This window comes from Moraxella sp. 179-F 1C4 NHS, assembly GCF_045370505.1.
Lineage (GTDB): Bacteria > Pseudomonadota > Gammaproteobacteria > Pseudomonadales > Moraxellaceae > Faucicola > Faucicola tetraodonis.
In genome coordinates, this window is record NZ_JBIQEC010000002.1 from 174,931 (window position 1) to 189,258 (window position 14,328).

The following is a 14,328-nucleotide window of genomic DNA, read 5'->3' on the forward strand; positions in this document are numbered from 1 at the left end:
ACATCTAAGAAAAAACCGCCACTTCGGCGGTCTCTTGGCATATCAAACGACAGCCAAACTCCCGATGCGACCATTCATCGCATTGGTCACCGGGATTTGTCTAGGCTCGGCTTTTTCAACCGTCAACCCTAAATCGGCAATCAACTGATCATCATGATTGGTGGTAGCATTATCGGTGGTCAATAAACGATTCCCATAAAAGAAAGAATTGGCACCTGCCATAAACAACATGGCTTGCTCGGCATCGGTTAAGCCTTCACGACCTGCGGCAATACGCACATAGCTAGTTGGGCAAGCAAGGCGCGTGACAGCAATGGTGCGAATCCACTCAAGCACAGGCAAGCGCGTGCCTTGCAGCTGATCTGCAATCGGCGTGCCTTCAATGGGTACTAGCATATTGATTGGGACTGATTCAGGGGGGGTTGGCAGATTAGCCAGTTCTGTGAGTAGATTGATGCGGTCATCACGACTTTCACCCATACCGATGATACCACCTGAGCAAATATTAATGCCTGCTTGGCGCACATGGTCAAGGGTAGTTAGACGGTCATCATAACTACGGGTGGAAACGATATGGTCATAGTACTCGCGTGAGGTATCAAGGTTATGGTTGTAGTAATCGAGTCCCGCTTCAGCAAGTACTTGCGCTTGGTTACCCGATAACATGCCAAGCGTCATACAGGTTTCTAACCCCAATGCTTTGACTTCTTTAATGAGCTCAACCACATACGGCATATCTCTATCGTTTGGATGTTTCCATGCAGCACCCATACAAAAACGGCTAGAGCCAGCGGCTTTGGCTTTTTTGGCCTCGATAATCGCTTTTTGTACTTCGATTTTCTTTTCAGGTTGTAAGTCGGTGCTATGATGTCCTGACTGTGAGCAATAGCCGCAATCTTCAGGACAATTGCCTGTTTTTATTGATAGCAGGGTACTGACTTGTACCGCATTGGGTGGAAAGTGTTCGCGAAGTTTGTTTTGCGCGAGCAACAGTAAATCCATCAAAGGTAATTCAAACCAAGCTTGGATTTGCTCGCGAGTTGGGCGGCTTTGGGGGGTCAGTGTGGTGCCAATTGGTTGTGTTGGTTCTTGAATTGCTAATAAGTCTGCCATGACAGCTATAATCCTAATTAAAACAAAGCTAAAAATGATAAAAGGTGTCTCATCATACCAAAAAAAAACAACCACCTAAAGTGATTGTTTTTTATCATTTAATAACAATGGCTTATTTGTCTTTTGCACTGTCACCACGAGTGATTGAAATATTGGTGATGGGAGATTTATCATCAGTGACTGCGCTAGTTTTGACATTGTCGGCAATGACCTCATCAGACGCATGCTTTGCCTCAATCTCAGCAGATTTACGCAGCGCAGGCGTTAAGTTGTCATTATCCGCTGATTTGGCAAACACGTTGTCAGGACGGATACTATCATCATCTGCCGTACTATCTTGAGCGTTATTAGTATCTTTAGCCGCTTCATACTTCTCTTCGATGGCTTTATTATCGGATGCATCAGAATCACTGGCTGTTTCGTCGGTAAGCTTTTGCTTAACTTGTTCGACTTTATCTTTTTCCTCGCTGACTTTTTCTTTGGCTTCATCGTTTAGCGCATCTAGTTTATCATCGGCTTGGGTTTTTAACGCGTCAACCTTTGATTTAGCATCGTCTAGTTTTTCACCGGCCAAGCTTTTAACATCAGCTAATTTTTCAGCTGCTTGGTCTTTGACGTCTTCAAGCTTGGTTTTAGCATCGGCAAGTTTATCATCTTTGGCTGCTTTTGCTTCATCAAGCTTTTGAGTGGCAGTTTCTTTAGCGTCATCAATTTTATCAGCCGTTTGCGCTTTAACCTCATCCAATTTTTCTTTGGTTTCGCCAAGTTTTTCATTAGCGGTGGCTTTAATATCCGCTAATTTTTCGCTCGCATCTTCTTTGAGGGCATCGATTTTTTCTTTGGCTTCGGTTTTTAGCTCATCAAATTTTTCCACCGCGTCATCTTTGATCTCAGCCGCCTTCGCCTTAAGAGTATCTAATTTGCTCGTAGCTTGTGTGTCGCTGTCAGCATTGACGTCTTTGGTGTTTGATTCATTAAAGTATTTGCTGCTACCAGATGCTTTACCTGCGCTCGCGCCCCCAATCATTGCTAGGGCTTTGCTGCAAAGTTCTTTGGCAAAAGGTGTGGCTTTTTCAATTAATGGTTTTGCTTGTTCAACCACAGGTTTAAGTGGCTCAGGTACTTTTGGCACAATAAATTTTGCAACTTGGTTAAACCACATCAGCAGTGAATAATCACCAGACATTTTTAAATCGCCATTTTGGATGCCCGTCATAAATGCCGTCGCTTCACCTTTAGTGAGCAATTTCACACCGGTCATTGAGTCTTTAAAGGTAATCGTCAACGTTGGCTCTTTAGCTGGACCTGCATGTTGGCTAAAAGTACCGTTATTAATCTCATAATAGCGTGACGTTTGTTCCGCATCGCTGCCGAGTTGGATAGTAAAATTACGGTTTTCTAATAAGCCTTTAAATTTGTCATCGCCCATTTTGGCAAGTTGGGTTAGACGCAAGCCAACGGCAAACAATAATACGTCAAGCGGATCTGATTTGATTTGGGTTAATTGAGATAACATACGTGTCCTCCAAAATTATAGATTTTATAGATATTGCAATGCGCAAGGTCTTTAAATAAATGACCATACTTAAGTCACTCATTTCAAAGAAATTATAATTCGCTATTACAAAGGATTTAATAGCTTTGTTATACAGTATATTATAAGGTCATCGATGCCAAGTTACAGTAATGTTTAACATATCAGTATCATTTTTTGTAATCAAAGCGTTTGATTTGTGTATTTAAACGCCGTTAGATAGCGAACCTTTTACCTTTATCAAGCTAAAGCGGATAAAAAACCCATCAACATGATGGGTTAAATAACTTGCTATAGCGATAAGGTGGCGAGGTTGTTATTACTGTTTTGAGTCAAACACAGAAGCATGACGAACAAAGTTTTGATGAAAATCGGTATCTTTTTCTAACACCACAGGACGATGACCGGCGCTCATTTGGACACTGCTTTTTAACATGGTTTGGTTGGTAGCAGCTTGACTTGCGGCTTTGTTAAACTTAGGTTTTCCATTTAACGCTATCACAATCGGAATCATCGATAAGCCAATTGCCGCCACATAGGCATCCGTACCAGTCAACGATGAGAGCGTGACCACTGCCCAATGCAGCCCTTCCACCGAAATCCAGTACACCATGCCCAACATAAAATAGCCCAATACAAAACGATAAGGGGTAAACGCAATCGCTAGCATACCGACAGTCACTAGAACGATTAAAAACAACCAGTTAGAAGTTAACGACGTAGCAGCTAATAATAGACTTGCCGAAATAAGCATGGTTGACCTCATGAAAAGTTATTAAAAACAACTACTTAAAATAAATTAAGTAAAAGCTTGTACGGGGTATTATGGCGGTAAAAAATGAAAATTAAAAGTCAAAACCCAACTAAAACGACAATGGATGACGTATCAAATTTGGCTGATTTATCTTAAAAAAAGCGATTCAAAAGGCTAAAAGCGCATAAAAAAAAGGTAACAATTAATCGTCGAAATCACTGGTTAAAGGGTAGCAGGAATTTTCGTAAATCTAGTAAAAAAGTGCTAAAATGCGGTAGCTGATTTGTCGCGAAATGTATCTTGTTTTAATGCTTTGTAGTTTTGCCAACCCCTTAATTTGCTCAATAACCATGGTTATATATAGCTAAAAAATTGGATAAGTTTGCTATTTTGGGCGTTTTAAGTAAAAATATCGTTCGGCAATTGTACCGCCTATTTTAAGTGCGATTTGCGACGCAAAAAATTTAAATTTTTAATGTGACTAATTAAAAAAACTGACGCTTTATCAAAATTAACTGGACAACTATTTTGATAAATACAGTTTGCCTAATCACCGACTATATAGTGGTAATTCTCGTATGATGACGTTTCAACAATTGATTTTAACTTTGCAAAATTATTGGGCAGAAAAAGGCTGTGTGGTGTTACAGCCTTACGATATGGAAATGGGTGCAGGCACGTTTCATACCGCCACTTTCTTACGAGCATTGGGTCCAGAGCGTTGGCATGCCGCTTATGTACAACCATCACGCCGTCCCACGGATGGTCGCTATGGCGACAACCCAAACCGGTTACAACATTATTATCAGTTCCAAGTGGTACTCAAACCCAATCCACCTGATATTCAAGAATTGTACTTGGGGTCACTCAAAGCGATTGGCATCGATACGCTAACGCATGATGTCCGCTTTGTAGAAGACAACTGGGAATCACCAACGCTTGGTGCATGGGGACTTGGTTGGGAAGTTTGGCTCAATGGTATGGAAGTTACTCAGTTTACTTACTTCCAGCAAGTCGGTGGTATTGAATGTTTTCCTGTGACAGGAGAAATCACGTACGGTCTTGAGCGCCTTGCCATGTATATCCAAGGCGTGGACAGTGTGTATGACTTGGTATGGACGGATGGCGAATTTGGTCGTGTCACCTATGGCGATGTATTCCACCAAAACGAAGTAGAGCAATCGACCTACAACTTTGAACATGCCGATGTGGCAAAAATGTTTGAGTTGTTTGATTTTTATGAAAGCCAAGCCGACAAATTGGTCGGTCTTAATCTGCCGCTGCCTGCGTATGAAATGGTGCTCAAAGCGTCACATACCTTTAACTTGTTGGATGCGCGTGGGGCGATTTCAGTCACTGAGCGTCAGCGCTTTATCTTGCGTGTGCGCACCTTGGCGCGTAAAGTAGCACAAAGCTATGTAGAAACGCGCGCCAAATTGGGCTTTCCATTGGCGGATGATGCACATAAAGCCGATGCGTTAGAAAAATATCTACCAAAAGAAGCTATTTCAAAACAACAGATGACAGAAGCGGATAATTCACAATAGCTTCATCACATCGACGAAAAATTTTCTTTGAACGGTAAAATTAAAAAAGGCAATAGATAGTTTCTATTGCCTTTTTTCTTGCCTTGTTTTATTGATTATTTTGTTGTCAACGCTAATAAAAAATATCAAATTATCAGAATATTCTAATCTCGCATATTTATATCAAAAATCGCCACAGGGCAACAACGCGCTATTCTACTACAATAGCCGCAGCGAGTAAGCCATGCAACAAGGGGCGGTGAGTGGAACTTTATTTTATTTTAGCGGGTATTTTTGTCGGATTTTGCGTGGGTTTGACGGGCGTGGGCGGTGGGTCACTGATGACGCCGATTCTGATTTTACTGCTAAAAGTAGAGCCGCATATTGCTGTCGGCACCGATTTGCTATACGCCGCTATTTCCAAGTTTTTTGGTGGTGTGGTGCATTTTAAAAAATCAAATGTCGTTTGGCCAATCGTGCTATGGCTAGCGATTGGTAGTATTCCAGCCTCCGTTGTCACCAATTATCTTGTCGCTACTTACTTGGGTAATATCAACGCCATCAAACTAATCATGACCTTGATATTGGGCGTGATGTTGGTTATTACCGGGATTTCGCTGATTTTTCGCAACCGTATCGAAGCGTTTTTTGACAAATACCGCAAAACTGACCAAACTGACAGTCTCACCTCCCAAATCCCTAAATATAAATTGGTGCTGATGGGCATATTGCTCGGGGTAGTAGTGACCTTATCATCAGTTGGGGCAGGGGCATTTGGCGTCATGGCGCTGGTGCTGATTTTTCCCCAATTGCCACTCATTCGTATCATCGGCTCGGATGTGGTACATGCGGTGCTATTAACCTTGGTCGCAGGTCTCGGACATTTGCTGTCAGGCAGTGTGGATTTTCACATGCTGACCTTTTTACTCATTGGCGCGATTCCTGCCATTATTGTAGGCACATTATTGAGCAGTAAACTGCCTGAGAAAAAATTGCGCCCGATTTTAGGGGTGACGCTGTTGTTGTTAGGGATTAACTTTGTGGTCAATCCTGCCAAAGCCAAACCAAAAGCGGCAGTCAATACGCCAGTCGCCACAACCGCTGTAACGACTTCGGCAACCTCCAGCCGATAAGTTTAATTTTCGTTTTGCGCTGACGGTTTTCTTGATTTACCCCGCTGATGGGGCATTTTTATGGCTTAAATTTCTGCTATAATCGCCTATATTTACCCTATTTGAATCAACAAGGCTTTAGCATGTCTACTATTTTATTTGAACTTGGCACCGAAGAATTGCCCCCAAAAAATCTAAAAACATTGCGCGATGCACTTAACAACCATGTCGCCCAATCGCTAAAAGATGCCAACATTCGCTTTGATACCATTAAAAGCTTTGCCGCCCCGCGTCGCCTTGCCTTACAGATTCAAGGAATTAGTGAAAAACAGCCCGATAAAATCGAACAAAAACGCGGTCCTGCAGTCAAAGCTGCCTATGACAAAGACGGTAATCCAACCAAAGCGGCGCAAGGGTTTGCACAAGGTTTGGGTATTGACGTCAAGGATTTGATTACCATCAAAGGTGATAAAGGTGATTATATTGGCTATGAAATGAATGTCATCGGTCAGCCTGTGGCTGAGTTACTGCCGAGTATTTTTCAAAAAGCCTTAGATGAGTTGCCGATTGCCAAACGTATGCGCAGTGGCGCAGAGCGTTCTGAGTTTGTTCGCCCTGTCAAATGGTTGGTGCTACTAAAAGACGACCAAGTGCTGCCAGCAACGATTCAAGGATTAACGTCTGGCGAAGCAGGATTGCAAGGCTTTGAAAAAGGTCGTTTCAGCCTAGGTCACCGTTTTCATCACCCAGATATGGTGAAAATCGACACGGCAGACAGCTATGAGCAAAACCTTGCCGAGGCGCATGTCATCGCTGATTTTGACAAACGCCAACAACAGATTAAAGCGCAAGTCCAACAGCTTGCCGATGAAGTAGGTGCGACTGCTATCGTACCGCAAGATTTGCTTGATGAAGTCACCGCGCTGGTCGATTACCCAGTAGCGCTACGCGCAAGCTTTGAGCCACGATTTTTACAAGTGCCGCAAGAGGCCTTGATTAGCACCATGCAGGCGGATCAAAAATATTTTTGTTTGACTGACAGCCAAGGTAAATTACAGCCTTATTTTATCTTTATCAGTAACATCGACAGTAAAGATAAAGCGCAAGTGATTGCCGGTAACGAAAAAGTGGTACGTCCACGCCTCGCCGATGCTGAGTTTTTCTTTTTACAAGACCAAAAACAGCCATTGTTTGCACTGACTGAAAATCTTAAAACCCGCGTATTCCAAGATAAGTTAGGGACAATTTGGGAAAAATCTGAGCGTATTGCCAAGCTAGCTGCCTTTATTGCTACCCAAATTGGCGAAGACGTCGAACAAACGGCACGGGCAGGCTTGCTGTCAAAAGCAGACCTTGCCAGTACCTTGGTGGGTGAGTTTCCAGAATTGCAAGGCGTGGCAGGGACTTACTATGCGCGTTTAAACCAAGAGCCAGAAGCGGTAGCCGCGGCAATCGAAGAGCAATATCTGCCAAAATTTAGCGGCGATAAACTACCCGCGACCAACATTGGAACAGCGCTGGCATTAGCAGACCGTTTGGATACGCTGGTCGGTATTTTTGGCATTGACCAAGCCCCGACCGGTTCAAAAGACCCGTTTAGTCTGCGCCGCGCGGCGATTGGGGTACTGCGTATCTTGATTGAGAAACAACTGCCACTAAATCTGGTGGTATTGCTTGAGCAAGCTTTATTGGGTTATGTAGGCAAAATTGACGACTTACCAAAAACTTTCAAACAAGTGATGGATTTTATTAATTCTCGCTACCGTGCCATGTATGAAGACCAAGGCGTGAGCGTGGATACAATTATGGCGGTACAGGCGCTACAACCGCAAGTGCCAATGGATTTTGACCATCGCATCAAAGCTGTACAAGCCTTCCGTGATTTGCCACCCGCCCAACAACTTGCCGAGGCCAATAAACGCGTTGCCAATATTTTAGCCAAGGCTGAGGGTGAGATTGCAACCCAAGTACAAACGGCTTATTTACAAGAACCTGCGGAAAAAGCATTGTATCAAGCGGTGCAAACTGCAGCGCAAAGTATTGAGCCCCACCAACACACTGACAACGCCAACTATACCCAGATTTTACAATCGCTAGCGACGCTGCAGCAGCCATTGGATAACTTCTTTGAGCAGGTGATGGTGAATAGTGAAGATGCTAACCTCAAAGCCAATCGGTTGGCGTTGCTAAAAAAAGTGCGTGGGTTGTTTTTAACGGTTGCAGATATCAGTGAGTTACAGCTATAAGCTAATTTAGATACGAGTCAACGCTTTAATCATATGGCTTCGATACTATTGCTTCGATACTATGGCTTTAATACCCTTGCTTTAATATCATTGGTTAAACCCATACTGACAACGGTCATTATGGGTTTTTTTTCAAGCTAAAGATACTTTTACGCTTGTTTTCACTAAATTGGCAGGCTAGTTTACGCGTATTTGATACTATTTTAAGGGTATTTTCGTCTGAATTGCTCTCTAGGGTTTATGATGGTATAACCAATATAACCAGGTTCAAAGCTTTTGGTAGATTGTGTATTTAACGGTGGGTTTTTCTATTATTTATCTTTTTTAATTTATCTTCGTCTAGAGTAATTACGTGAAAGCCCGTAATAATGATGGCTTGTTTCATTCCATGGTGGTTACCAAAAGGTAGCGGGTTCTTTTATAAAGCCTATTCGCAAAGCTTAGTGGTGCTGTGTTTGTTTGTCTATCGTTGGTAATTATCAATAGATATATGGCGCACTTTTAGAGGCCAAGTCACTATAAATCTATATTCCAAAACATGCCATTAATGTTCCAATAATGCGCTATTGTGAATTTGCAAAACTGATTAGCAACTCGTTACAATGCAAAAGAGATTTTTTTGCTAATTAAACTAAATTAAAGGAATATGTATGAGCCCACCGCATCGCCCAGAAACGCTCGCCATTCATGCAGGGTATGAACCAGAGCCGACCACCAAAGCTGTCGCTGTCCCTATCTACCACACCAGTTCGTATGCCTTTGATAACACCCAACACGGTGCTGACCTTTTTGATCTGAAAGTTGCCGGCAATATCTATACCCGCATCATGAACCCAACCAATGCGGTGCTTGAAGCGCGTATGGCAGCGTTAGAAGGCGGCATCGGTGCATTGACGGTGGCATCCGGGATGGCGGCGATTACTTATACGATCCAAACGCTATGTGAGGCAGGCGATAACATCGTCTCAGTATCAACTTTATATGGCGGTACTTACAACTTATTTGCCCATGCGTTGCCACGTCAAGGTATCGAAGTGCGTTTCTTTGATTATACCAAACCTGAGACCTTGGTTGATTTGATTGATGAACGTACTAAATTGGTATTTGGCGAAAGTATTGGCAATCCATTGGGTAACGTGCTGGATATCGCAAAAATTAGCGAATTTGCTCATAGCAAAGGCGTACCTGTGGTAATTGATAATACCGTCGCCACGCCAACATTGTGCCGTCCATTTGAGCATGGGGCTGATATTGTGATTCATTCATTGACCAAATATGTGAGCGGTTCGGGCACGTCGGTGGGTGGGGTGATTATCGATAGTGGTAAATTTGATTGGGGCGCTCACAAAGAACGTTTCGCGATTTTAAATACCCCAGATGCCAGCTATCATGGTGTCAATTTTGTCGAAGCCATGGGTGCTGCGGCGTTTATTGCCCGCGCACGCGTTGCGCCCTTACGTAATACCGGTGCGGCACTAAGCCCAATGAACGCTTGGCAAATTATGCTTGGGCTAGAGACGTTAGCCTTGCGCATGGAGCGACATTGCCAAAATGCCCAAGCCGTGGCAGAATTTTTAAACCATCATCCGCAAGTGGCTTGGGTCAAGTACGCAGGATTAACCGACCATCCAGAGCATAAGCTTGCGCAAACATACTTTGGTGGTAAGCCATCAGCGATTCTAACCTTTGGGTTAAAGGGCGGTCGTGAAGCAGGGGCGAAGTTCATTGATGCGCTACAATTAATTACCCGTTTGGTCAATATTGGTGATGCCAAGTCACTCGCTTGTCACCCTGCAACTACCACGCACCGCCAGTTAAATGCTGAAGAGTTGCAAAAAGCAGGCGTTAGCGAAGACATGATTCGTCTATCCATTGGTATTGAGCATATTGACGACATCAAAGCCGACCTTGAGCAAGCGTTAGCCGCAGCCAATTAATTGCCTTACATATAAATAAGCGCTTGACATAAAAAAGCGAGCCTTCAACGCGCTTTTTTGAATTTAAAAAATAAAAAAATTAGACAAAAAAATACCCCAAATCAATGGGGTATTTTTAATAAGTCTACAACCTAGCGGTTGTCGCTTATTATTTAGCTGCTGCTGCTTGAGCTGCTGCCACTTCCTCAGCGAAGTTTTCTTGTTTTTTCTCGATGCCTTCACCCACTTCTAAGCGTTTGAAGGCTTTAACCGTCATACCTTCAGATTTTAATATATCGCCAACTTTTTTCTCGTTGTCGATAACGTAAGGTTGGTTTAACAAAGTCACTTCGTTCAAGTACTTTTGTAGACCACCTGTGATCATTTTTTCAATCACGGCGTCTGGTTTGCCAGATTCTTTCGCTTTCGCTTCGATAATGTCTTTTTCACGTGCTAGCGTATCAGCAGGTACATTCGCTTCATCAACGGCGATTGGGTTGAATGCCGCAACTTGCATGGCAACGTGTTTTGCAGTGTCTGCATTGCCGCCTTCAACAGAAACCACTACACCAATACGAATACCGTGACGGTAAGAGGCAAGGTTGTCACCTTCAATCACTTCTGCACGACGTACTTGGATGTTTTCACCGATTTTTTGTACGAGCTCAACACGGGCTTCTTCAACCGTTTGACCATCGCCATACGGCAACGCAGAGATAGCCGCTACATCAGTGGTATTATTGGCAAGTGCAAGTTCAGCTACTTTGTTCGCAAATGCGGTGAAGTTAGCATCTTTTGCCACGAAGTCAGTTTGACAGTTTACTTCAAGTAGTAAGGCTTTGTTACCTTCTTGGGCGATAATGATAGCGCCATCAGCAGCAATGTTACCTGCTTTTTTAGCAGCTTTTGCTTGACCTGATTTACGCAGGTTATCGATTGCGGTTTCGATGTCGCCGTCTGCTTCTTGCAGGGCTTTTTTACATTCCATCATACCAAGACCTGTACGGTCACGTAATTCTTTTACCAGTTTTGCACTAATTTCTGCCATGAGATACCTCAATTGATTATCATTATAGATGAGAATTGGGTTGTTTATTGTCTAAACAGTTGGAGATTAAAGGACAAAAATTGGTGATTTTTGCCCTTTAATATTACGCTACAAAGTCGAATTTTTAGAAACTAATTTTGTATTTACCTATCAAAGTTAGTTTATAAAATTTTGATGACAGTATCATAACAACCCAAGCAATACGCTGCTATGATACTGCGGTAACCCTTATTCTGCCGCAGCTTCTGCTGGTGCTTCAGTTACTGCGTCTTCTTGATTTGCTGCTTTGCCGCCTTGAGTTTTAGCGTATTCTTTACCAGCGATAATTGCATCTGCAACCGCTGATACATATAGCGTTACCGCACGAATCGCATCGTCATTGGCAGGAATGACATAATCTACGTCATCTGGGTTTGAGTTTGTATCAACGATACCAATGACAGGGATACCTAAGTTTTTTGCTTCTTTGATTGCAATCGCTTCATGGTCAACGTCAACCACAAAAATTGCATCAGGTAAACCGTTCATGTTCTTGATACCGCCTAACGCACGCTCAAGTTTTTCCATTTCTCGAGTACGCTCTAACGCTTCACGTTTGGTTAACTTAGCAAACGTACCGTCTTCAGCTTGTTTTTCGTATTCTTTCAAACGCGTAATTGACTGACGGATGGTTTTCCAGTTGGTTAACATACCACCTAACCAGCGATGGTCAACATAAGGCATACCAGCGCGAGCCGCTTGTTCGCTGATGACGTTGCTTGCCGCACGTTTAGTACCAACAAATAGTACTTTGTTGCCACGCGCTGCTTCACGATTAACGAAGTTTAGTGCTTCGTTCATCGCTTTAACTGTATGCTCAAGGTTGATGATGTGGATTTTGTTACGTGCACCAAAAATAAATTTGCCCATTTTTGGATTCCAAAAACGAGTTTGGTGACCAAAGTGTGCACCGGCTTCTAAAAGATCACGCATTGAAACTTGGGTAGGATTAGCTGACGCCATGAGATTTCCTTAAGTAAAGTTGGGTTATGCCTCCACATCACCGATTAAGCCGATTTGCAAACACGCATCAAAATCTACAGGATTTTAATTAATCAAATTTGCAAACACCCAGCTTAACTCTTATCAAGCTTGTCAGCTTGAAAATAGCAATGTGTGTGTCATGTTAGTAAATAAAAAAAGCAATTTGCCATTTTAAGATAAAATGACAAACTGCTATTTTAACATATTTTTATATGGTTAAGCTATAGGCTTTAGCAAAATCAGATGGCGATTATTCAACCAATCCGATTAAGTCACCATAACCTTCTTGTTCCATCTCATTTACAGGGATAAAACGTAGCGATGCGCCATTGATGCAATAGCGCATGCCGCCAAGCTCAGGAAGACCGTCATTAAACACATGGCCTAAATGCGAATCAGCAACACGGCTGCGTACTTCAGTACGTCGCATACCGTGACTGTCATCAAACAATTCATTGATTACTGCTGTATCAATCGGTTTGCTAAAGGCGGGCCAACCACAACCTGAGTCATACTTATCCGATGAGCTAAAAAGCGGCTCACCGCTGACAATATCCACATAGATACCACGTTCAAATTGGTGATCATATTCATGGCTAAAAGGGCGTTCAGTGCCGTTTTGCTGTGTCACATAATATTGCTCATCATTCAAATTTGCCTTGATTTCAGCTTCAGACGGTCTTACATACTTCTGTGTATCGATATTAATTGAATTAGCCATAGACGTTCCTAACCCTTGTTGTCATTGTAGAACATCACAATAGTTACAACTCATCCAAAATTCAAGTAACAACTGTTTAAACAAATAGTAGTTTTGTGAAAAAGGCGAAAAGGGCTATAATACGTCTTCTTAAATTTTTGCAAAATCAGATAATTATTGTATGAAAACACTATTAAATAACCCCGAAGCCGTTGAAAAAATGCGCGTCGCTGGTAAATTAGCCGCCGACGTCTTAGTGATGTTAGATGAATATGTCAAAGAAGGAGTAACGACAGGGGCATTAGACAAGCTTGCCCACGACTATATTGTCGATGTCCAAAAAGCCATTCCCGCCAATGTCGGTTATCATGGCTACCAGCATACGCTTTGTACTTCAATCAACCATGTGGTTTGTCATGGTATTCCCGATGACAGCCGTATCCTAAAAGAGGGTGATATCATCAATATCGATGTCACAGTGATAAAAGATGGTTATCATGGTGATACTTCAAAAATGTGGATTATCGGTGAAGGCTCAATCATGGCGCAGCGTATCTGCAAAATTGCCCAAGACGCACTATATGCGGGGATGAAAGCCGTTCGCAATGGCGCCTATGTAGGCGATATTGGCGCAGCGATTCAAGCGGTGGCGGAACCCGAGCGTTTTAGCGTAGTAAGAGAATATTGCGGGCATGGAATTAGTGACGTGTACCATGATGAACCACAAATTCTGCACTATGGTAAAAAAAATACCGGTCTACAACTGACGACAGGCATGACATTTACCATTGAACCAATGATTAACCAAGGTGTATGGCAAACCAAAACCTTACCCGATAAATGGACGGTAATCACTAAAGACCGTAAATTGTCCGCCCAATGGGAACACACACTAATGGTTACTGAAAACGGCTGTGAAGTGTTTACCAAGCGTCCAGAAGAAGATTTGAGTTTTTTAAACAGCTAAAATATGAATAAAATCATCAGTATAAAAGAAAGTTAGTAATTAATTTAAAATTATTTATATTTTCCTGTTGACACCCAATTCAATTCACGTATAATACGCCACCACTGAGCGACGAAGCGTTTACAAACAAGTAAAACAAATTACGAAGCTTAGCAAGAATTAAATAAAGCTTGACAGCGTAAAACAAAACGTATTACAATATCAAGCTCACCAGATGATAGACGATATCTTTGGTACACTAAATAACAACAAACACAAGAACAACTTGTGTGGATTTTCACTTAGGGCGATAAAATTAAGACTTTAATTAATTTGTATTGTCAGAGTGAAGATACTCGTAAGTTTATTTGAGCAAAGACAGTATAAATAATTGAGTCAACAAATTAAAT

At 42.4% G+C, this 14,328-nt stretch carries 11 protein-coding genes; 5 read left to right on the forward strand and 6 right to left on the reverse strand.

The window, feature by feature from the left end; translation table 11 throughout:
- Window positions 1-42 precede the first annotated feature (42 nt).
- The 3 genes from bioB to aciT form a co-directional block, all read right to left on the reverse strand.
- On the reverse strand, window positions 43-1,113 hold the full coding sequence (bioB, locus tag ACH0AB_RS01825) for a biotin synthase BioB (protein ID WP_406876932.1): 1,071 nt from the start codon (window positions 1,111-1,113) through the stop codon (window positions 43-45).
- A gap of 112 nt (window positions 1,114-1,225) precedes the next feature.
- Window positions 1,226-2,629: a hypothetical protein gene (locus tag ACH0AB_RS01830; RefSeq protein WP_406876933.1), complete on the reverse strand. Its 1,404-nt coding sequence runs from the start codon at window positions 2,627-2,629 to the stop codon at window positions 1,226-1,228.
- Between the two features lie 337 nt (window positions 2,630-2,966).
- Window positions 2,967-3,413, reverse strand: coding sequence for an AciT family ciprofloxacin tolerance protein (gene aciT, locus ACH0AB_RS01835; RefSeq protein WP_406876934.1), 447 nt, complete (start codon window positions 3,411-3,413; stop codon window positions 2,967-2,969).
- Between the two features lie 569 nt (window positions 3,414-3,982).
- Here aciT and glyQ point away from each other — a divergent pair.
- The 4 genes from glyQ (at window position 3,983) to ACH0AB_RS01855 (ending at window position 10,222) form a co-directional block, all read left to right on the forward strand.
- Window positions 3,983-4,948 (forward strand): glycine--tRNA ligase subunit alpha, encoded by a 966-nt coding sequence (gene glyQ / locus ACH0AB_RS01840; protein WP_100270899.1) that lies wholly within the window; start codon window positions 3,983-3,985, stop codon window positions 4,946-4,948.
- 242 nt (window positions 4,949-5,190) lie between these two features.
- Entirely contained in the window at window positions 5,191-6,060 is an 870-nt protein-coding gene (locus ACH0AB_RS01845; RefSeq protein ID WP_406876935.1) for a sulfite exporter TauE/SafE family protein, read from the forward strand.
- Between the two features lie 122 nt (window positions 6,061-6,182).
- On the forward strand, window positions 6,183-8,285 hold the full coding sequence (glyS, locus tag ACH0AB_RS01850; RefSeq protein ID WP_406876936.1) for a glycine--tRNA ligase subunit beta: 2,103 nt from the start codon (window positions 6,183-6,185) through the stop codon (window positions 8,283-8,285).
- A 650-nt stretch (window positions 8,286-8,935) separates the two neighbouring features.
- Entirely contained in the window at window positions 8,936-10,222 is a 1,287-nt protein-coding gene (locus tag ACH0AB_RS01855; protein ID WP_282841752.1) for an O-acetylhomoserine aminocarboxypropyltransferase/cysteine synthase family protein, read from the forward strand.
- A 148-nt stretch (window positions 10,223-10,370) separates the two neighbouring features.
- Here the strand turns inward: ACH0AB_RS01855 and tsf are convergent, their stop codons facing one another.
- The 3 genes from tsf to msrB form a co-directional block, all read right to left on the reverse strand.
- Window positions 10,371-11,249: a translation elongation factor Ts gene (gene tsf, locus ACH0AB_RS01860; protein WP_007115804.1), complete on the reverse strand. Its 879-nt coding sequence runs from the start codon at window positions 11,247-11,249 to the stop codon at window positions 10,371-10,373.
- 228 nt (window positions 11,250-11,477) lie between these two features.
- Window positions 11,478-12,251, reverse strand: coding sequence for a 30S ribosomal protein S2 (gene rpsB, locus ACH0AB_RS01865; protein ID WP_100285168.1), 774 nt, complete (start codon window positions 12,249-12,251; stop codon window positions 11,478-11,480).
- Between the two features lie 271 nt (window positions 12,252-12,522).
- The gene (gene msrB / locus ACH0AB_RS01870; protein ID WP_065253765.1) at window positions 12,523-12,993 is read right to left on the reverse strand and encodes a peptide-methionine (R)-S-oxide reductase MsrB; all 471 of its coding nucleotides are present in this window, start codon (window positions 12,991-12,993) and stop codon (window positions 12,523-12,525) included.
- Window positions 12,994-13,153: 160 nt separating this feature from the next.
- Here msrB and map point away from each other — a divergent pair, with 160 nt between their 5' ends.
- On the forward strand, window positions 13,154-13,939 hold the full coding sequence (gene map / locus ACH0AB_RS01875) for a type I methionyl aminopeptidase (protein WP_188875264.1): 786 nt from the start codon (window positions 13,154-13,156) through the stop codon (window positions 13,937-13,939).
- Window positions 13,940-14,328 lie beyond the last annotated feature (389 nt).